This is a genomic window from Sphingomonas sp. CFBP8993 (assembly GCF_034044895.1).
In the GTDB taxonomy this organism is placed as follows: domain Bacteria; phylum Pseudomonadota; class Alphaproteobacteria; order Sphingomonadales; family Sphingomonadaceae; genus Sphingomonas.
The window spans coordinates 49,249-68,948 of the sequence record NZ_JAXCWU010000006.1 but is presented as its reverse complement, the minus strand read 5'-3'; the positions used below and the strand labels follow the sequence as shown (position 1 = coordinate 68,948).

At 67.8% G+C, this 19,700-nt stretch carries 14 protein-coding genes and 1 other RNA gene; 10 read left to right on the top strand and 5 right to left on the bottom strand.

All coding sequences use genetic code 11. The annotated features are described in order from the left end of the window. The first annotated feature begins 1 nt into the window (after window position 1). Both SOM26_RS13435 and SOM26_RS13430 read left to right on the top strand, forming a co-directional pair. On the top strand, window positions 2-1,768 hold the full coding sequence (locus SOM26_RS13435; protein WP_414712063.1) for a glycoside hydrolase family 15 protein: 1,767 nt from the start codon (window positions 2-4) through the stop codon (window positions 1,766-1,768). Next, a complete protein-coding gene (locus tag SOM26_RS13430) occupies window positions 1,765-3,180 on the top strand; it encodes an alpha,alpha-trehalose-phosphate synthase (UDP-forming) (RefSeq protein WP_320453237.1) in 1,416 nt (471 codons plus the stop codon). The genes SOM26_RS13435 and SOM26_RS13430 overlap by 4 nt, the downstream gene beginning before the upstream one ends. A 66-nt stretch (window positions 3,181-3,246) precedes the next feature. Here SOM26_RS13430 and SOM26_RS13425 read toward each other — a convergent pair whose 3' ends face one another. Further along, entirely contained in the window at window positions 3,247-4,368 is a 1,122-nt protein-coding gene (locus SOM26_RS13425) for a mechanosensitive ion channel family protein (protein WP_320453236.1), read from the bottom strand. A 211-nt stretch (window positions 4,369-4,579) separates the two neighbouring features. Then, on the bottom strand, window positions 4,580-5,284 hold the full coding sequence (locus SOM26_RS13420; protein ID WP_320453235.1) for a hypothetical protein: 705 nt from the start codon (window positions 5,282-5,284) through the stop codon (window positions 4,580-4,582). 134 nt (window positions 5,285-5,418) lie between these two features. On the opposite strand from SOM26_RS13420, the gene SOM26_RS13415 reads away from it, so the two are divergent. The 4 genes from SOM26_RS13415 (at window position 5,419) to SOM26_RS13400 (ending at window position 10,458) form a co-directional block, all read left to right on the top strand. Further along, on the top strand, window positions 5,419-6,087 hold the full coding sequence (locus tag SOM26_RS13415) for a response regulator (protein WP_320453234.1): 669 nt from the start codon (window positions 5,419-5,421) through the stop codon (window positions 6,085-6,087). Between the two features lie 23 nt (window positions 6,088-6,110). Further along, complete coding sequence (locus SOM26_RS13410) at window positions 6,111-7,463, top strand: sensor histidine kinase (RefSeq protein ID WP_320453233.1); 1,353 nt, start codon at window positions 6,111-6,113, stop codon at window positions 7,461-7,463. Between the two features lie 39 nt (window positions 7,464-7,502). Further along, on the top strand, window positions 7,503-9,068 hold the full coding sequence (gene treF, locus SOM26_RS13405) for an alpha,alpha-trehalase TreF (protein WP_320453232.1): 1,566 nt from the start codon (window positions 7,503-7,505) through the stop codon (window positions 9,066-9,068). A gap of 106 nt (window positions 9,069-9,174) precedes the next feature. Next, entirely contained in the window at window positions 9,175-10,458 is a 1,284-nt protein-coding gene (locus tag SOM26_RS13400; protein WP_320453231.1) for an Hsp70 family protein, read from the top strand. Window positions 10,459-10,583: 125 nt separating this feature from the next. Here the strand turns inward: SOM26_RS13400 and SOM26_RS13395 are convergent, their stop codons facing one another. Further along, complete coding sequence (locus SOM26_RS13395; protein ID WP_320453230.1) at window positions 10,584-12,971, bottom strand: TonB-dependent receptor; 2,388 nt, start codon at window positions 12,969-12,971, stop codon at window positions 10,584-10,586. Window positions 12,972-13,186: 215 nt separating this feature from the next. Beyond that, on the bottom strand, window positions 13,187-15,445 hold the full coding sequence (locus tag SOM26_RS13390; protein WP_320453229.1) for an NADP-dependent malic enzyme: 2,259 nt from the start codon (window positions 15,443-15,445) through the stop codon (window positions 13,187-13,189). Between the two features lie 132 nt (window positions 15,446-15,577). Between SOM26_RS13390 and SOM26_RS13385 the strand changes: the two genes are divergently transcribed. The 3 genes from SOM26_RS13385 to mutS are packed head-to-tail and all read left to right on the top strand — an operon-like array spanning window position 15,578 to window position 18,618. Then, window positions 15,578-15,757, top strand: coding sequence for an antitoxin (locus tag SOM26_RS13385; RefSeq protein WP_320453228.1), 180 nt, complete (start codon window positions 15,578-15,580; stop codon window positions 15,755-15,757). Beyond that, window positions 15,697-16,020 (top strand): type II toxin-antitoxin system RelE/ParE family toxin, encoded by a 324-nt coding sequence (locus SOM26_RS13380; RefSeq protein ID WP_320453227.1) that lies wholly within the window; start codon window positions 15,697-15,699, stop codon window positions 16,018-16,020. Before SOM26_RS13385 ends, SOM26_RS13380 begins: the two co-directional genes overlap by 61 nt. A 27-nt stretch (window positions 16,021-16,047) precedes the next feature. Further along, entirely contained in the window at window positions 16,048-18,618 is a 2,571-nt protein-coding gene (gene mutS, locus SOM26_RS13375) for a DNA mismatch repair protein MutS (protein ID WP_320453501.1), read from the top strand. A gap of 255 nt (window positions 18,619-18,873) precedes the next feature. Here the strand turns inward: mutS and ssrA are convergent. Further along, window positions 18,874-19,223, bottom strand: a transfer-messenger RNA (tmRNA) gene (gene ssrA / locus SOM26_RS13370). 37 nt (window positions 19,224-19,260) lie between these two features. Between ssrA and SOM26_RS13365 the strand changes: the two genes are divergently transcribed. Then, the gene (locus SOM26_RS13365; protein WP_320453226.1) at window positions 19,261-19,692 is read left to right on the top strand and encodes an RrF2 family transcriptional regulator; all 432 of its coding nucleotides are present in this window, start codon (window positions 19,261-19,263) and stop codon (window positions 19,690-19,692) included. Window positions 19,693-19,700: the final 8 nt, after the last annotated feature.

Here is a 19,700-nt window from a genome sequence, read left to right as displayed (position 1 = left end):
CATGAACCTCTGGCCGATCGGCAACTGCCAGGTTTCCGCGCTGGTCGACTCGCACGGTCGGTTCGTCTGGGGCTGTGTGCCGCGCGTCGATGGCGACCCGGCCTTTTGCGCGCTGCTGGGCGATGGCGAGCCGGAGACGGGATATTGGTCGATCGACCTGGAAGACCGGGTCTCGACCACCCAGGGCTATCTGCGCAACACGCCGATCCTGGTCACCACCCATATGGACGACCGTGGCAACGGTATCGAGATCACCGATTTCTGCCCGCGTTTCTCGCGCGAGGGCCGGGTCTATCGTCCGACTAGCTATGTGCGGATCGTGCGCCCGATCGGTTCCCCCCGCATCCGCATCGCCCTGCGCGTCGCGACCGACTGGGGCCATCCGACCGAGCGGACCCAGGGGTCGAACCATGTCCGCTACCTGATGACGCAACAGACGCTGCGCCTGTCGACCGATGCGCCGGTCGGCCACATCACCGCCGAGCAGTGGTTCCGCCTCGAACGTCCGGTCCACATGTTCCTGGGCCCGGACGAAAGCTTCGCGGGCGTGCTGAGCGAGGCGTGCCGCGCCATGCTGGAGCGGACTACTAACGAATGGCATCACTGGGTGCGCGGCCTGGCCACGCCGGTCGAGTGGCAGGCGGTCGTCATCCGCGCCGCGATCACGCTGAAGCTGTGCCAGCATGAGGAAACCGGCGCGATCGTCGCCGCGCTGACGACTTCGCTACCCGAACATGCCGATTCGGGGCGCAACTGGGACTATCGCTACTGCTGGATCAGAGACGCCTATTACACGGTGCAGGCGCTCAACCGGCTGGGCGCGCTCGACGTGCTGGAGGGGTATCTCGAATATCTGCGCAACATCGTCGACGCGGCCAAGGGCGGGCATATCCAGCCGCTCTACGGCGTCGGCGGCGAGGCGACCCTGGTCGAGCGGATCGAGGAAAAGCTGCCCGGCTACCGCGCCATGGGCCCGGTCCGCGTCGGCAACCAGGCCTATGAGCAGATCCAGCATGACGCTTACGGCCAGATCATCCTGTCCGACGTGCAGGCCTTCTTCGACACCCGCCTGTTCCGCATGTCGGGGGTGGAAGACTTCCATTCGCTCGAACGAGTCGGCGAACGTGCCTGGGCCAAGTACGACCAGCCGGACGCGGGTCTGTGGGAACTGCGCACCAAGAGCCATGTCCACACCTATTCCGCCGCCATGTGCTGGGCAGCGTGCGACCGGCTGGCCAATGCCGCACAGGCCCTGGGACTGGAGGACCGGCGCAGCTTCTGGCAGGAGCGCGCCGACCTGATGCGCGAGACGATCGAGCAGGCAGCCTGGCGCCCCGAGACGCAGCGCATGTCGGCGACCTTCGGCGGCGACGATCTGGACGCCAGCATCATCCAGTTGCTCGACCTGCGTTTCCTGTCGCCCGACGATCCCCGCTTCCGCTCGACGCTGGAGGCGGTGGAAAAGGGCCTGCGCCGGGGCAGCCACATGCTGCGCTATGCGACCGAGGATGACTTCGGCCTGCCGCATACCGCTTTCAACGTTTGCACCTTCTGGCTGATCGAGGCGTTGTATGTCACCGGGCGTCATGAGGATGCCCGCGCGCTGTTCGAGGAGATGGTGGCGCGCTGCACCCCCGCCGGGCTTCTGTCCGAGGATATCGACCCGAACACGGGCGAGCTGTGGGGCAATTATCCGCAAACCTATTCGCTGGTCGGCCTGATCAACTGCGCCGTCCTGCTGAGTAAACCATGGAGTGCCGTGCGATGAGTCGCCTGATCGTCATCTCGAACCGGGTCCAGCCGCCCACCACCGGGCCGGGCGGCAATCAGGGCGGGCTGGCGGTCGCACTCCTGGCCGCGCTGCGCGAACAGGGCGGCATCTGGTTCGGCTGGTCGGGGGAGACCACGGACGAGTTCAGCGGCCATATCAACTTCCAGCAGGGCGGCGGCGTCACCACCGCGACCATCGACCTGGAAGAGCAGGATATCGACGAATATTATAACGGCTATGCCAACCGGACGTTGTGGCCGCTCTTCCACTATCGCATCGACCTGACCGAGTTCGAGCGCGACTTCGATTCGGGTTACGCCCGCGTCAACGAACGCTTTGCCGAGACGGTGCAGCCGCTGATCGAGCCGGACGATCTGGTCTGGGTGCATGACTATCACCTGATCCCGCTGGGCCGCTATTTGCGCCAGCGCGGGTTCAAGAATCGGATCGGCTTCTTCCTCCACATCCCATGGCCGCCGGTGCGGCTGCTGATGTCGCTGCCCAGCCATCGCAAGCTGGTGGAGTCGCTCTTCGCCTATGACGTGGTCGGTTTCCACACCGAGGACTGGCTGGACAGTTTCCGCGACTACGTCACCAAGGAGCTGGGCGGTACGCTCGGCGAGAATGGCGAGGTGACGTGGAACGGCAAGACCATCCAGGCGATCCGCGCGCCGATCGGCATCGAAACCAAGGAGTTCGAGGAAGCGGCGAACGGCCATGACGCACGTTTTGCGCGCGAACGCATGTACATGTCGGCGACCGGCCGCAGCCTGATCGTCGGCGTCGACCGGCTGGATTATTCCAAGGGGCTCACCGAGCGCTTCCTGGGATATGAACGCTTCCTGGCGCAGCATCCGGAGCGGCGCGGGCTCGTCTACATGCTCCAGATCGCGCCGCCCAGCCGTGAGAAGGTGAACACCTACCAGGAGATCCGCGCCAATCTCGACTCGCTGTCGGGGCGGATCAACGGCGAATATGCCGATATCGACTGGGTTCCGATCCGCTACGTCAACAAGGGGTTTCCGCGCCCGGTGCTGGCGGGCATCTACCGCGCGGCGCGGATCGGGCTGGTCACGCCGCTTCGCGACGGCATGAACCTGGTGGCAAAGGAATATGTCGCGGCACAGGACCCCGAAGACCCCGGCGTGCTGATCCTGTCGCGCTTCGCGGGCGCCGCCGAGCAGTTGAAGGACGCGGTCCTGATCAACCCGTATAGCGCCGAGGAAATGTCCGACGCGATCGTCCAGGCCCTGACCATGCCGCGCGCCGAGCGTATCCGGCGCTGGGAAAGCCTGATCGACAATGTCCGGCGCGAGGATGTGTTCTGGTGGTGCGAGCAGTATCTGTCCGCGCTGCGCGGGGATGGGGTTGAAGCAGAGGCCAAAGCGATCGAGGCGGCGGCGCACTGATCCTCCCCGGCACGGGGAGGTGGCAGGGCGTCAGCCCTGACGGAGGGGGGGGCTTGCCACACAGGACTAGCCCAGCGGCACGCCCCCTCCACCAGCCTGCGGCTGGTCCCCCTCCCCGTGCCAGGGAGGAATGGAATGTTCCAACCGCCGCCGGGGCAGGGCTTCGGGCATCTCCCGCCGGATATATTCCAGCAGCCCCTCGCGAATCTCGCAGCGCAGGTCGAAGGCGATCGCCGCATCGCGCGCGGTCATCAACCCGCGCACCTCGATCGAATCCGGCTTCACGTCCGTTACCTGCATGTTGAAGAAGCGCCGGTCCCAGCGCGGGCTCGCCTCGACCAGCTGACCCATCTTCTCGCGCAGGCGGGGAATGTCGGCGGCCGGATCGAGATACCAGAAGACGGACCCCAGCAACTGGCTCGTCTCGCGCGTCCAGTTCTGGAAACTGTTTTCCAGAAACTTGGCGACCGGCACGACGAGACGCCGCTCGTCCCAGATGCGCACCACGACGAAGGTCAGGTGGATCTGTTCGATCCGCCCCCATTCATTGTCGATGATGACCACGTCGTCGAGGCGGATCGGCTCGGTAAACGCCATTTGCACGCCCGCGATCAGGTTCTTGAGCGCGGGCTGCGCGGCGGCACCGACGACCAGGCCCGCGATACCCGCCGAGGCCATCAGCGTGACGCCGATGGTGCGGATGCCAGGCACGCTCAGCAGCATCAGGCAGACGGTCAGGAACACGATCAGGAAAATGCCGATCCGCCCGAGTATCTGCGCACGCGTCCGCTTGCGCCGGGCGCGCAGGTTGTCCTCGACGCTGATATCGGCGCGCAGATACACCACGCCCTGCAACGCCCGCAGCGCCGACACCGCCAGCCAGCCGAGCAGGGCCGGTACGACGAACCCCAGCACCTGCCGCCAGATTTCCCGCCCATCGCTCGACATCGGCACCAGCCGCATCGCGAAACTGACCGCGATGGCGATCGCCACCCAGCGCAGCGGCTGGCGGATATGTTCGAGGACCAGGTCGTCGCTCTGGCTGGCGGTCCGTCTGGCGGCATGGCCCGCGATACGCATCGCGACACTGTGTACCAGGACCGCGATCAGGATCGCCGCCGCAATGACGAGGACATGTTGCAGCCACAGCCATTCGGCCGGAATGTCGAGTGATCGGAGCCAGCGCATGGGTTGCTAAAGGGTGGCGATGGGGAATGTTCCCATAGGCTGGGGATTCCCTTCGCCTTCACCTTCGCTCAGGCAGGACGGAGGACGGTATGAGGTCGATCCCACTCAAACCCCGTTCAGCCTGAGCGAAGTCGAAGGCCACGCCCCCACCCTCGGCAAACACGAATACGCCCCCCGACCGAAGCCGGAGGGCGTCTTCATCACAACCCGATCACCGTGCCGGGCGAGCCGCGCCGGTCGGGGCCGGGGCCGGAGCCCCAGCGGGCGGCGGAGGCGGCGGCAGCGGCGCACCCTGGGGGGCGGCGCCGTCCACAGGCGGCGGGGGCGGCGGCATCATGCCCGGTGCACCGGGACCACCGGGACCACCCGGCGCACAGCCACCTGGAGGCGGCGGCGGGGGCGCGCCCGGACCACCCGGGGCACCGGGTCCGCCCGGACCACCGGGGGGCGGAGGCGGCGGCGGACCGTCACCGCGCGGACCACCCGGACCACCGGGGCCACGCGGGCCGCCCGGCGGGGGCGGCGGCGGGCCGACGGGGATCACCGACCCTTGCGGATTGACCAGATACTGGGCGTGCATCACCCCGTCGTCGAAGCGGCCCTGCACCATGACGTTGCTGCCAACCGAGGGCATGGCGTCGCGATTGCTGGCGACCATCGCGCGGCCGGTCGCGTCCTGGACCACGAAGCGGTCACCGAACACTTCGGCCACCCGCCCCTTGGCGGTGACCACGCCGCCGGTCGAGGCGAGCTTGGCGATCGGCGTCGGAGTCGACGGTGCCAAGGTGACGGTCGGCCGGGTCATCGAGACGGCGGCGGCACCCCCGCCCGCGCCCAGCGCGATCAGGACGGCGGCGGCGGCAGCCAGCGGGGCCTTGCCCTGCAGCCGCGGGGCCGGAATTTTGAAACGAGACATGTGTGATCTCCTTGGTTGATGCACCGCTTTTAGGTGATTCGACCCGATGCCCGCTGAACCAGCCGGTTCAGATTGGGTTTACCCAGTACGGCGATAGCGGCATGCGCGGGGCCATAAGGGGAAGACGACACGTCATGCGGATTCTGCTGGTCGAGGATGATCCCGCGCTGGGCCCCGCCATCGCGCGCGCGCTGCGTGCCGAACAATGCGCGGTCGACCTGTTCGCCAGCGGGGTAGACGCGGGCCATGCGGGCGACACCGAAATCTACGACGCCGCCGTGCTCGACCTGGGCCTGCCCGACGGTGACGGCATGACCCTGCTGCGCCAGTGGCGAGAGGCGGGGCGCGCCCTGCCCGTCCTGATCCTGACCGCGCGCGACGGCTGGTCGGACAAGGTCGCCGGGTTCAAGGCGGGCGCGGACGATTATCTGACCAAGCCGTTCCGGGTCGAGGAACTCGTCATGCGCCTGCGCGCGCTGGTCCGCCGTGCGGCGGGCCATGCCCAGCCGCGCCTGACCTGCGGCCCCCTCTCCTTCGACAGCCAGACCGGACAGTTCGAGCTGGACGGCCTGCCGCTGAAGCTGACCGCGTTCGAATGGCGGGTGCTGTCGGCGCTGATGTTGCGCAAGGAGGCGGTGATCCCCCGGCTGGAACTGCTCGAGCGCGTCTATGAGGGGGATGCCGATGTCGACTCCAACAGCCTGGAGGTGATCGTCGGCCGCCTGCGCAAGAAGATCGGTGCCGACCTGATCGAGACGGTGCGCGGCATGGGCTATCGCCTGACCGCCGGTGCGGCGGCATGAGGCCAGGGTCGATCCATGGCCGGATGATCCTGATGTCCGGCATCGCGATCCTGGGTGCGCTGCTGCTCGCGGGATGGGGGCTGGCGGGCGCGTTGGAGCGGATCGTCACGCAGGGGCTCGACCGGCGGCTCGACTCGGAAATGGCGATCCTCGCCTCGGCAGTGGATTCGCAGGGGCGCATCGACCGGGACCGGATCGCGAACCGGCGTGGCCTGCTCGAACCCAAACCCGGTTGGCGCTGGCGGATCTCGGGGCCGGACGGCGTGCTGGGCTCCGGCGACTTCCCTCCGCTGGCCGAACCGCATCCGCCCTTCCCCGGCGCGCCCGGCGACCATCGCCCGCCGGCACCACCGCCGCCCAGCCCCTCACCCGGCCCCGCCGCCGCCCCGATCGCGCCGCCGCAACCCGCCGAGGGGCGCACCGAACAGGGTGTGCGCGTCCATGCCCGGCAGGTGACGATCCCCAGTGCACGCGGCCGCGTGACGATCAGCGCCGCCGCACCGCGCGCGGTCGTCGCCCAGCCGATCCGCGCCGCGCTCGTGCCGCTGCTCGCCATGCTGGCCGGGCTCGGCGTGTTGCTGGCGGCGGCGAGCCTGCTGCAGTTGCGCCTGGGCCTGCGTCCGCTGCGCCGCCTGCGCGACGAGGTGGCGGCGATCCGGGCGGGCGAGCGCGCGCGGGTCGACGAGGACCAGCCCGCCGAGCTTCGACCGCTGGCGCATGAGTTGAACGCCCTGGCCGCCGACAGCGAGCGGGCCCTAGCCACCGCGCGCGCATCCGCCGCGAACCTCGCCCATGCGCTGAAGACGCCGGTCGCCACGCTGGCGCTCGATCTGGCCGGGGACCCGCCGCGCGCGGCGCAGGTCGCGCGGATCAGCGACACGATCCGCCACCACCTCGCCCGCGCCCGAGTCCAGGCGGGGGCGGTACGCGCCGCGACCGCCCTGGCCCCCGCCATCGCCGATCTGGCGACCGCGATCCGGCGGCTGCACGCCGATCGCGGCGTCACCCTGTCGAGTGCAATACCCGATAATCTGGCCGTCGCGATGGATGCGCAGGATCTGGACGAGGTTGCGGGCAACCTGATCGACAACGCCGCCCGCCATGCCCGCGCCACCGTGCGCATCCACGCCCAGGCCGAGGATCGCCAGATCCGCCTGAGCGTCGTGGACGACGGCCCCGGCATCGCCGAGGCGGATCGGATCCGCGCGACCCAGCCCGGCACGCGGCTGGACGAACGTGGTGATGGACATGGCTTTGGCCTGGGCATCGCACGCGAACTGGCCGAATTGCATGGCGGTCGCCTGATCCTCGATCAGGCCGGGGGTGGCGGCCTGTCCGCCACCGTCCTGCTGCCCCGCGCCGCGCGCCCCGAGTAATCAGGCCGAATAATCAGGCCGAATAATCAGGAGAGGATCATGATCGCCACCCGGTTCCGCCCGCTGGTCCTGCTGCCCGCGCTGGCGCTGCTGCTCCAGGGACAGGCCATGCCGCCCTCCCCCGCCGATATTTACGGCCCGCTGTTCGGCGCGGTGCAGGAGGCGCAGGTGTTTGCCGACGGCAAGACCTTCGCCGATGCCGTCCCGCGTGCAGCGCCGCCAGCGATCATGGCCGCCTATGCCCGCGAAAAGCCGATGGGCAAGGCGGCGCTGACCGCATTCGTCCGCCGCCATTTCACGGTGCGCGGCGAAACACAGACGAAGCCCCCCTTGCGCGAGCGTATCCGCGAACTCTGGCCGATCCTGGGCCGCGCACCGTTCGCGCCCGTCGCGGGATCGTCGGCGCTGGGGCTCGACCATGGCTATGTCGTGCCGGGCGACCGCTTCCAAGAGATTTATTACTGGGACAGCTATTTCACGATGCTGGGGCTGAAGGCCGATGGGCAAGCCCCGCTGATCGAGGCGATGCTCGCCGATTTCGTCGATCTGGTCGAACGCTATGGCCATATCCCCAACGGCACCCGGACCTATTATCTCAGCCGGTCGCAACCGCCCTTCCTGGCGCTGATGATGGACCTGTCCGACAATCGCGATCCGGCGCTGGCGAAGCGGCGGCTGGGGGCGCTGGTCCGCGAACATGATTACTGGATGGCGGGGGCGGCGTGCCTCGACGCCAGCGGTGCCTGCCAGCATGTCGTGCGGATGCCCGACGGCAGCCTGCTCAACCGCTACTGGGACGCGCGCGACACGCCCCGCGACGAAAGCTGGCGCGAGGATCGCGAGACCGCCGCCAAGGCCGCGCCGCGTGCCGCCGGGGTGGTCCAGCGCGACCTGCGCGCGGCGGCGGAATCGGGCTGGGACTTCAGCTCGCGCTGGCTGGCCGATCCGATGCGGCTGGAGACGATCCGCACCACCGACATCGTACCGGTCGACCTCAACAGCCTGTTGTGGATCAGCGAAACCCGGATCGCCGCGCGGGCGAAGGCGGCGGGTGACACGGCGATGGCGCAGCGCTTCACCGAACTGGCCGCGCGGCGCAAGGCGGCGATCGACCGCTATCTGTGGGTCGCGGGCGAGAAGCGCTACGCCGATTGGGACCGGGCCGCACGGCGCGCCACGAACAGCCGCACCGCCGCGTCGCTCTTCCCCCTGTTCGCCGGGCTTGCCAGCGCGGACCAGGCGCGTGCGGTCGCCGCGACGACCCGCGCCACGCTGGTCGGCGAAGGGGGCCTGCGCACCACCGCCATCCGCTCGGGCCAGCAATGGGATGCGCCCAATGGCTGGGCCCCGTTGCAATGGATCGCGGTCGAGGGGCTGGGGCGGTATGGCGAGCAGGCGTTGGCCAGGGACATTGCCCGCCGCTGGGTCGCGACGGTCGCACGCACCTATGCCGAGACAGGCAAGCTGCTGGAGAAATACGATGTCGAGGAGCGGCGGCCCGGTGGCGGTGGAGAATATCCGACGCAGGACGGCTTTGGCTGGACCAATGGCGTGACGGCGGCGATGCTGGAGCGCTGGCCGGACTTGGGCTTCAACGACCAATGACCTTCTGCTCCCCCTCCCGCAGGCGGGAGGGGGGGGCTGGGGGAAGGGAGCAAGAAGGTCAAAATCCCCCCTCCCCCGTCACGCCATATCGTGTAGCGGACCCCGCATGACCGACACCCCGCACACCGTCCTCGGCATCGACTTCGGCACCACCAACTCGGTCATCGCGCGTGCCGATACGGGGGAGTCGCATCTGGTCGCACTCCATGGCCCGAAGGGTGAAGATCCGGTCTTCCGCTCCGCCCTGTGCTTCTGGGAGGATGACGGTATCGAGGTCGAGGCGGGCCCCTGGGCGATCGCCGAATATCTCGACTTTCCGGGCGGCAGCCGCTTCATCCAGTCATTCAAGTCGGTCGCCGCCTCACCCGTGTTCGAACATGCCACCGTGTTCGACAAACGCTATCGTTTCGAGGAACTCGGCCGCGCGTTCCTCGACCGGATGGCGGCGCGCAGCGGCGGCGTGCTGAACGGCCGGGCGACGCGAATCGTCGTCGGGCGGCCGGTCGAATATGCCGGGCACCGCCCCGACGAAGCGCTGGCCCGCGAGCGGTACGACGCGATGTTCGCGCGGCTGGGGGCCGAAATCCATTATGTCTACGAACCGCTGGGGGCCGCGTTCAGCTATGCCTCGCGAATCACCGAGCCGACGACCGTGCTGGTCGCCGACTTCGGCGGCGGCACCAGCGACTTTTCCATCGTCCGCATCGCCGCGCCGGGTGCCGAGCGGCGCTGCGAGCCGCTGGGCCATGCCGGCGTCGGTATTGCAGGCGACCGGTTCGACCAGAAGCTGATCGACCATCTCGTCCTGCCACTGCTCGGCGCGGGCGGCAGCTATCGCTCGTTCGACAAGGTGCTGGAGATTCCGCGCGGATATTTCGCCGATTTCGGCGACTGGTCGCGCCTGGCCCTGATGCGCAACCGCAAGACGCTGGCCGAGCTGGAAAAGCTGCGTCGCGCCGCGCTCGACCCGCAAGCCATCGGGCGGATGATCGCGATCATCGAGGAGGAGCAGGGATATCGCCTCTACGACGCGGTCGGCCAGGTGAAGCGCGACCTGTCCGCGGCCGAGCATGCGCAGTTCCGGTTCGAGGGCGGCGGGTTGCGAATCGAGGCGGATGTCGCGCGCCGGGATTTCGAGGCGTGGATCGCCCCCGATCTCGCGCGCATCGAGCAGGCGGTGGACCGGGCGCTGGCGGCGGCCGCGACACAGGCGGGGGCGATCGACCGGGTGTTCCTGACCGGCGGCACCTCGCTGATGCCCGCGATCCGGCGGATGTTCGAGGTGCGGTTCGGCGGTGAAAAGATCGCGACGGGGGGCGAACTCACCTCGATCGCGCACGGCCTGGCGCTGATCGGCGAGCAGGCGGATATCGGAGCCTGGGCTGTCTAAAAAACCCCTCCCGTAAATGGGAGGGGTTTGGGGAGGGCAAGGCCGCGAGCGACAGGCTCTGTGAGACCCACCCTCCCCCATCCCCCCGCCTGCGGGAGGGGAGCGTCATACGGACAGGTTGAAGCTTAGAATCCCTTCTTCAGCGTCACGAACCACTGGCGCGGGGCGCCCGCCAGCAGCGTCTGGTTGTCGCCGCTGGCGGTGAAGCCGTTGGTGCCGATGGTCGAGATATAGCGCTTGTCGGTCAGGTTGGTCACGCTGCCCTCGATCGTGAAACCGCCCCATTCCGCCGGGAAGCGATAGCCGATGCTGGCATCGACCAGCACGCGCCCGTCGACCGACTGGTCGTTCAGATAGGTGAAGTAGCGCTTCGACATATAGTCCGCGCCGACCCGACCGAAGAACCGGCTGTCGTCATAGACCAGCTCGCCCTTGACCATGTTCTGCGGCGTGTCGACCACGTACCGCCCCTTCTCGGCCAGCAGGTTGCCCGAACCGTCGCGCACCGTCTGCTGATAGGTGGCATGGTTGTAGGAATAGCTGGCCAGCGCCGAGAAGGCGGAGGTCAGGCGATAGAAGGCGGATAGCTCCGCGCCATAGCTTTCCACGCCGCCGACATTGTTCAGCGTCGGCGGAATGCCCTGGATCGCGGTGCCGACCGAATAGGTCAGCAGGCGGTCCGAGAAGTCGATATAGTAACCAACCGCCGACAGCTGCAGCCCGCCGGTGCGGACGCGGACGCCGCCCTCGGCCGTCTTCGACTTTTCGGGCCGCACGGTGCCCGCGACGGCGTTGAACGCGGCCTGGCTGATCGAGAAGGGCGGTGCGGTCGCGGCGGCGATGAAGGCGCGCATATTCTCGGTATAGCTGGCGAAGACCTCGGCCTGGTTGCCCAGGTGCAGCACCGCGCCGACCTGCGGCAGGAACCAGTCCTCGCTCTTGATACGGCCGCGCGCCAGCGTGCCCGCCAGCAGATTGGCCTGGTTGCGCACCCGCACGCCCTTCCAGCCGCCGTTCAGCGTCAGCTGACCGATATCGAGCGTGTCGCCGACCGAATATTGCAGCGTCTCGGTATCATACTTCCCGTTCCAGGTCGTCGACATCGGGTTCTTCTGGAAATCCAGCGCGTTGCGGTTCGGCGTCGCGGTGTCGGTCATGCCATAGAGGCGACGCGCCTGGTGCAGCGTATTGCTTTCATACCAGCCGGTCAGCTCCAGCTTGTTGGCCCCCGTCGTCAGCGCCAGCTTGGCGATCGTGCCGGCCCGGTCGAGGCTGTATTCGGTGGTGCGGAAGGACAGCGGCGCGGGGTTGGTGATCGGCGTGCCGTCAGCATTGGGCGCACCCGCCACGGTCGGGCTGTACGGCGTGATCCACGACCCCTGGCCCTTGTTATGGTGGTAATAGCTGGTCGAGGTCAGCGACAGCGCCTCGGTCAGCTTGGCGGCGAAGGTCACGCCGCCCAGATAGTCGCGGCGCAGGCCCGCTGCGTCATAATAGCCGTCGTCCAGGGTGATGCCGTTCGGCAGGCCGTTGGCGACACCGGCATAAGGCGCGGTGAAGCCGGTCAGCGAGCCGTTGTTCGCGCGCGCATAGGCCGCCGCCGCCGCGCCGTTCGTCGCCTGCTTGGCATACAGGATCGCCAGTGGGTAGTTGTTCGAGATATTGTCGTTGAAATAACCGCGACGCTTGATGATATCGAGGCTCAGGTCCTGATAGTCGTTCTCGCGACGGTCGGAGAAGTTCAGGAAGCCGGTGATCGAACCCCGGTCGCCAAAGTCCTTGACCAGCTTGGCATTGGCCTGATGCTGACGCTGGCTGCCATAGCCCTTCCACTTGTCGGTGGTCAGATAGGCATAGCTCAGATAACCCTTCAGCCCGCCGCCCAGGTCGCCGCTGTCGGCACGGATGAAGGCGCGGATCGTGTCGTTGCTGCCATAGGTGCCCGACGCAGCCAGCGCGGCGGTGTCGGACGGCGCGCGGCTGGTGAATTCGATCGTGCCGCCCAGATTGCTGGTCGAGGCGGTTCCGAGTGCGCCCGCGCCCTGCGCCACGCTGGTCGTGGCGATATTCTCCGAGATGATCGCCCGGCTGATATGCAGGCCGTTGGTCGGGCCATAGCTCATATCGCCCAGCGGCACGCCGTCCAGCGTGAAGCCCAGCCGGTTCTGGTCGAACCCGCGAAGCGAGATCTTGGTCGACCATTCATACGCACCGAACGGATCGGCCGACTGGAAATTGACGCCGGGCAGCTTCGAGATCGCCTTGAGCGGCGAGGTGCCCGGGGTCAGGCGGCTCAGATCGGCGGCGGTCACGGTCTGGACCTGACGGCTCTGGCCGAACCCGAGCACGACGACGTCGCCCGAGGCCCCCGCCTGGTCGTCGGCCACCGTGGTCGGGTCGGCGGCGACCGGGTCGGCGGTGCCGGTGACGGCGGCCTGCGCGGGCAGGGTCTGCGCGGCGACGCTCGGGGCCATCAGCGCGATCGGCGCGGCCGTCACCAGAAACTTCAGCATGTTCATTTCGCCCCCAATGGCTTTGTTACCCTAATGGGCAAGGCGCATGGGGCCGGGTCATGACGCGCCCGCGACAAGGCCGTGACTGGTTTGTGACGGAGGCGAAATGTGCTTTGGGGGTGACAGCTTCAATCCTCCCCGTGCCGGGGAGGATTGAGAAAGGGGCCGGGCAACTTGCGCTGCCCAGCCCCCTTTCCTGACCCTTTAGGCGAAAATCAGCGCGCGATGCCGCCCGCCGCCAGCACCGCCAGCGTCACCAGGTCGCCCGCGGTCGAGGTCATCGGTGCGATCTGCACCGGCTTTTCCATGCCGATCAGCATCGGGCCGATCATGCTGTCGCCGCCCAGTTCGCGCAGCAGCTTGGCCGAGATGTTCGCCGACTGGAGCCCCGGCATGATGAGGACGTTGGCCGGTCCCGACAGGCGCGAGAACGGGAAGTTCGCCATCTGCTTCGGGTTCAGCGCGACGTCCGGGGCCATGTCGCCTTCATATTCGAAACCGACCTGCCGCTTGTCGAGCGCGAGCACGCCGTCGCGGACATTGTCGATCCACTGGCCCTCGGGGTTGCCGAAGGTCGAATAGGACAGGAACGCCACGCGCGGCTCATGCCCCATGCGGCGGGCGACGGCGGCGGTGCGCTCGGCGATATCGGCCAGTTCCTCGCCCGAGGGACGCTCGTTGACCGTGGTGTCGGCGATGAAGACCGTGTGGCTCTGCCCGACGAGCAGGTGGATGCCGAACGGCACCTTGCCGTCGACCGGGTCGATCACACGGCGAATCTCGCGGAAGCTTTGCGCATAGGTGCGGGTGATGCCGGTGATCATGGCATCGGCCTGGCCCAGCTGCAGCATGACCGAACCGAAGATGTTGCGATCCTGGTTGATCATCCGCTCGGCATCGCGGCGCAGATAGCCGCGACGCTGGAGCCGCTCATAGAGGAAGTCGACCATCTGCGGCACCATCTCGGAGGTGCGGCTGTTGTGGACTTCATATTCATGCGGGTTGGTGACGCCCAGCGACTTCAGGCGGTCATAGACGTCGTCGCGACCGACCAGCACCGGGGTGCCGTAACCGCCTTCCTTGAAGGCGATGGCGGCGCGCAGCACGACTTCCTCTTCGCCCTCGGCGAACAGCACGCGCTTGGGATGCGCGCGCGCCCCTTCATAAGCGAGCGTCAGGACCGAGGTCGTCGGGTTCAGACGCGCGCGCAGCTTCTGGCGATAGGCGTCCATGTCGAGGATCGGCCGCGTCGCCACGCCCGAATCCATCGCCGCCTTGGCCACCGCCGAGGGGACCAGCTCCATCAGGCGCGGATCGAACGGCGCGGGGATGATATATTCCGGGCCGAAGCTGTGCTGCGTCCCGTAAGCGAGCGCCACTTCCTCGGGCACGCGCTGGCGCGCCAGTTCGGCGATCGCGTTGGCGGCGGCGATCTTCATCTCGTCATTGATGCCGGTCGCGCGCACGTCGAGCGCGCCGCGGAAGATGAAGGGGAAGCCGATGACGTTGTTGACCTGGTTCGGATAGTCCGAACGGCCGGTCGCGACGATCGCGTCGGGCCGCGCGGCCTTGGCGAGCTCGGGGCGGATTTCCGGTTCCGGGTTGGCCATCGCGAAGATGATCGGCGAGGGGGCCATGTCCTTGACCATCTCGGGCTTGAGCGCGCCCGCCGCCGACAGGCCCAGGAACACGTCCGCCCCCGACAGCGCCTCGGTCAGGGTGCGGCGGTCGGTAGCGGCGGCATGCGCCGACTGCCACTGGTTGATGTCGTCGCGGCCCTGATAGATGACGCCGGTGCGGTCGCACATGATGACATTGTCATGGCGCACGCCCATCGCCTTCATCAGCTCGGTGCAGGCGATCGCCGCCGCGCCCGCGCCGTTGACGACGACCTTGATCTCGTCCAGCCGCCGCTTGGTCAGCAGGCAGGCGTTGATCAGACCGGCCGCGCAGATGATCGCGGTGCCATGCTGGTCGTCATGAAAGACCGGGATGTTCATCCGCTCGCGCAGCGTCTGCTCGATGATGAAGCATTCGGGAGCCTTGATGTCCTCCAGGTTGATGCCGCCGAAGCTCGGCTCCATCAGCTCGATCGCGTCGATGATCCGGTCGACATCCTCGGTCTTCAGCTCGATGTCGATCGAATCGACGTCGGCGAAGCGCTTGAAGAGGACGGCCTTGCCCTCCATCACCGGCTTGGACGCCAGCGCGCCCAGATTGCCCAGGCCCAGGATCGCGGTGCCGTTCGAGATGACGGCGACCAGATTGCCCTTGGCGGTATAGTCATAGGCGCAGGCCGGATCCTCGGCGATGGCCAGCACCGGCACCGCGACGCCGGGCGAATAGGCCAGCGCCAAGTCGCGCTGCGTCGCCATCGGCTTGGAAGCGATAATCTCGATCTTGCCGGGCCGTCCCTCGGAATGGAACAGCAGGGCCTCGCGCTCGGAGAACTGGTCGGTGGGTTCGTCGGACATGCGCGCGGCCTTCGATGCTGTTGGTACAAGGACGCTACGGCTCTTGAAGCTTTCGGGCACGGCTGACAACCCTGTCACGCAGCCCTTTTGCCGCCCTAGGCAAGCCAGGCCATCAGCCTTATAACTTGATCTATGGAACATGAGCCCGGCATTTTCGAGCAGCGCGACGAGGCGGCCGAACTGGCCGCCGATGAACGCGCGCGGGCCGATTTCAAGGCAGGCCGTTTCGTAAGCCATGACAAGATGGCCACATGGCTGAAGACTTGGGGCACGCCCGATCGCAAGCCCTTGCCCCCCGAATGGCTGAAATAAGCTGGTCGATTCAGGCCTCGCTCCAACTCGCCGCGATCGTCGATTACATCGAGCAGTTCGACCCCGACGCCGCCCGGCGCTTGGGTGAAAGGCTGATCGAGGTCGCCGAATCCCTGCGACGCTTCCCGGATCGCGGCAGACCCATCTCCCATGGTCGCCGCGAGATGGTGACGGTTCGCCCCTATATCCTGCGCTACGAACATGACGGCCAAACCGTCCTGATCCTCGGCATCCGCCACGCCGCCCAACTTTCCGACGATTGAAGAAGCCCCATGACCACCCCCACCCCGATGATGGCGCAGTATCTGGCGCTGAAGGCCGAGGCCGAGGATTGCCTGCTATTCTACCGGATGGGCGATTTCTTCGAGCTGTTCTTCGACGATGCGCGGATCGCGTCGGGCGTCCTCGACATCGCCCTGACCTCGCGCGGGGAGCATGAGGGCGAGAAGATCCCGATGTGCGGCGTGCCGGTCCATGCCGCGACCGCCTATCTGCAACGGCTGATCAAGGCTGGGCACCGCGTCGCCATCGCTGAACAGACCGAGACGCCGGCCGAGGCCAAGGCGCGCGGCGGGTCCAAGGCGCTGGTCGCGCGCGGCATCGTGCGCGTCGTGACGGCGGGCACGCTGACCGAGGAAGCGCTGCTCGACGCCAAGTGCGACAATTGGTGCGTCGCGATCGGCGAGGCGGGCGGCGCGGTGGCGCTGGCGGCGGCCGATATCTCGACCGGGCGCTTCGTGGTGATCGACGTGAAGGCCGACGCGCTGGGGGCCGAACTCGCCCGCCTGGCCGCCGCCGAAGTGGTCGCGGCGGAGAATGCGGGGCACGTCGATGCCGCGACGACGCTGCGCCCCTCCGGGACCTTCGACAGCGGGCAAGGCGAGGATCGGCTGAAGCGACTTTATGGTGTCGCGACGCTGGACGGCTTCGGCCAGTTCAGCCGCGCCGGGCTGTCGGCGGCGGGGGGCCTGGTCGCCTATCTCGACCATACCGCCAAGGGGGCGCTGCCCTTCCTGCGTCCGCCGGTCCTGATGCAGGCAGCGGGGGCTATGGCGATCGACGCGGCGACGCGCGAGAGCCTGGAGCTGACCCAGACCGCCAATGGCCAGCGCAAGGGCTCGTTGCTCGACGCGGTGGACCGGACCGTGACCGGCGCGGGGGCGCGCGCGCTGGCCGGGGATATCGGCGCGCCGCTGATGGACCGCGATGCGATCGAGGCGCGGCTCGACCTCGTGCAGCATTTCCATGACGACGCCGCGCTGCGCGAACGCTTGCGTGCGGCGTTGCGGGCACTGCCGGACATTGGCCGCGCGATCGGGCGGATCGCGGCGGGGCGCGGGTCCCCGCGCGATCTGGGGCAGTTGCGCGACGGGCTCGACGGGGCCTGGGCACTGTCGGAGCAACTGTCCGACGGGCCGCCGCTGCTGCGTGAAACCACGCCCCGGTTGCGCGGGCATGGCGAATTGATCGATCTGCTCCGCCGCGCGCTCGTCCCCTCGCCGCCGATCGAGGCGAGCGAGGGCGGCTATATCGCGGCGGGCTATGACGTGGCGCTCGACGATCTGCGCGATGCGGGTGCGGGCGGACGCCGCGCCATCGCCGCGCTGGAGGCCGAGTTCCGGCACAAGACCGGTATCACCGCGCTGAAGATCCGCCACAACGGCGTGCTTGGCTATCATGTCGAGGTGCCCGCGCGCTCGGCCGATGCACTGATGAAGCCCGATTCGGGATTCACCCATCGCCAGACGCTGGCGGGCGTCGTCCGCTTCAACACGCCCGAGCTGCACGAGGTCGCGAGCAAGGTCGCGCAGGCGGGTGCCCATGCGCTCGCCGCCGAGAGCGCGCATCTGGAGGAACTGACCGCCGCCGCCCTCGCCTCGCGTGAGGGCATTGCCGCGACCGCCGATGCGCTCGCCCGGCTGGACGTGGCGAGTGGCCTCGCCGAACGCGCGGTCGAGGGCGGCTGGGTCCGGCCCGAACTGGTCGATCATGCCTGTTTCGAGGTCACCGGCGGCCGCCATCCGGTGGTGGAAGCCGCCGTGGCCCGCTCGGGCGAGCGGTTCGTCGCCAATGACTGTTCGTTGTCGGAGGCCTCGCGGCTATGGCTGGTGACCGGTCCGAACATGGGCGGTAAGTCCACCTTCCTGCGCCAGAACGCGCTGATCGCGGTGCTGGCGCAGGCCGGGTCCTATGTCCCTGCGACCCATGCGAAAATCGGGCTGGTCGACCGGCTGTTCAGCCGGGTCGGCGCATCGGACAATCTCGCACGGGGCCGCTCGACCTTCATGGTCGAGATGGTGGAGACCGCCGCAATCCTGGCGCAGGCGACGCCGCGCAGCTTCGTCATTTTGGACGAAGTGGGGCGCGGCACCTCGACCTATGACGGCCTGGCCATCGCATGGGCGGTGGTGGAGGCGATCCATGAGGATAATCGCTGCCGCTGCCTGTTCGCGACTCACTATCACGAACTGACCCGGCTGGCCGAGCGGTGCGAGGCGCTGTCGCTCCACCATGTCCGCGCGCGCGAATGGAAGGGCGAACTGGTCCTGCTACACGAGGTGTCGGAGGGTCCGGCGGATCGGTCCTATGGTCTCGCGGTGGCGCGGCTCGCGGGGATGCCGCCGGTGACCGTGGCGCGGGCCAAGGCGGTGCTTGCCAAGCTGGAGGCCGGGCGGGCCAAGACCGGTGGGCTGGCGGCGGGTCTGGGCGACCTGCCCCTCTTCGCCGCCGCCGCGCAGATCGAAGAGGAACAATGCGACGCGATCCGCGCGGAGGTGGAGAAGCTGGATGTCGATGCACTGTCGCCGCGCGAGGCGCTGGATGCACTCTACCGGCTGAAGGCACTGGCGCGGGAGGGGTAATTGCGCTCTCGTGGACCCCGGCGAAGGCCGGGGCCCAGATTCCATGCAGCCGAAGGCGCGCTGTGATCGTGAGGGGGAGGCAATCGGTATCCCGCCTTCGATGACTCACCGCAACTAGGCCCCGGCCTTCGCCGGGGTCGAAGAAGAGAGGATGAGACAAATTTCCCCACCGCTGCTCAACCAGCGCGAACGCCCCACATTGGTCACAAAAATGGAAAGTGGGGAGCTTCTGTTGCCCGGTGCTCCCCGTACCGCTGGATACCCCTTCTGTTGCCCGGTGGGGACCGACCGCGCTATTTTGGTGTAATCTCAGGCCGTGAGGCCCTCAATTACGCCGCAATCGCGAGTGCTTCGTTATCGTTGGCACTTGTGGTTATGGGCCGTTGCGGTGGTCCCATTCCGAACGAAAACAGCGCTTTTCAACACACGTCGATCCTGGTTCGGCCCCGTCAGAAACGGTGTCCAAGTACACCACCTTTTATGGTGGAGCCGCCGGGTACTGCCCCCGGGTCCGCTGCGTCTATTACTCGCCGCAGTTTATCGTCATAGCCGGGTGAAACCCGGCATGGACGGATATAGGTAGCCCTGCGGCTTTACGCAAATGCCTTTCGCTCGCCCCATTTTGGGTTCATGGGAAACCCCATGTTGACCCAACGGTCCCGTTATGCGCTGCGCGCGATGCTGTTCCTGGCAGAGATGCCTCCTGCCGGTCCGCCGACCTCGATGACGCGCATCGCGGCCGAGGCGAACGTCCCGCGCAAGTTCCTGGAGCTGATTCTCGCCGACCTGAAGGGCGCGCAACTGCTCGACAGCCAGCGCGGCAAGATGGGCGGATACCGCCTGGCGCGGCCTGCGCACCTGATTTCGCTGGGCGACATCATCCGCACGATCGAGGGGCCGCTGGCGCTCGTTCCCTGCGTCAGCCGTACCGCCTATCGCCCGTGCAACGACTGCAAGAGCGAGGCCGACTGCGCCATCCGCCACGCGATGATGCGCGTGCGTGACGAAACGGCCCGGATCCTCGACGGTACCAGCCTGGCCGACGCCACCGCCAAGAAACTGGCGGCGGCGTAAATCCCCCT

Coding starts and splice junctions, on each gene's coding strand:
- SOM26_RS13430 (WP_320453237.1), top strand. CDS start 1,765: ATGAGTCGCCTGATCGTCATCTCGAACCGGGTCCAGCCGCCCACCACC.
- mutS (WP_320453501.1), top strand. CDS start 16,048: ATGATGGCGCAGTATCTGGCGCTGAAGGCCGAGGCCGAGGATTGCCTG.
- SOM26_RS13420 (WP_320453235.1), bottom strand. CDS start 5,284: ATGTCTCGTTTCAAAATTCCGGCCCCGCGGCTGCAGGGCAAGGCCCCG.
- SOM26_RS13380 (WP_320453227.1), top strand. CDS start 15,697: ATGGCTGAAGACTTGGGGCACGCCCGATCGCAAGCCCTTGCCCCCCGA.
- SOM26_RS13415 (WP_320453234.1), top strand. CDS start 5,419: ATGCGGATTCTGCTGGTCGAGGATGATCCCGCGCTGGGCCCCGCCATC.
- SOM26_RS13395 (WP_320453230.1), bottom strand. CDS start 12,971: ATGCTGAAGTTTCTGGTGACGGCCGCGCCGATCGCGCTGATGGCCCCG.
- SOM26_RS13385 (WP_320453228.1), top strand. CDS start 15,578: ATGGAACATGAGCCCGGCATTTTCGAGCAGCGCGACGAGGCGGCCGAA.
- SOM26_RS13365 (WP_320453226.1), top strand. CDS start 19,261: ATGTTGACCCAACGGTCCCGTTATGCGCTGCGCGCGATGCTGTTCCTG.
- SOM26_RS13425 (WP_320453236.1), bottom strand. CDS start 4,368: ATGCGCTGGCTCCGATCACTCGACATTCCGGCCGAATGGCTGTGGCTG.
- treF (WP_320453232.1), top strand. CDS start 7,503: ATGATCGCCACCCGGTTCCGCCCGCTGGTCCTGCTGCCCGCGCTGGCG.
- SOM26_RS13400 (WP_320453231.1), top strand. CDS start 9,175: ATGACCGACACCCCGCACACCGTCCTCGGCATCGACTTCGGCACCACC.
- SOM26_RS13390 (WP_320453229.1), bottom strand. CDS start 15,445: ATGTCCGACGAACCCACCGACCAGTTCTCCGAGCGCGAGGCCCTGCTG.
- SOM26_RS13410 (WP_320453233.1), top strand. CDS start 6,111: ATGATCCTGATGTCCGGCATCGCGATCCTGGGTGCGCTGCTGCTCGCG.
- SOM26_RS13435 (WP_414712063.1), top strand. CDS start 2: ATGAACCTCTGGCCGATCGGCAACTGCCAGGTTTCCGCGCTGGTCGAC.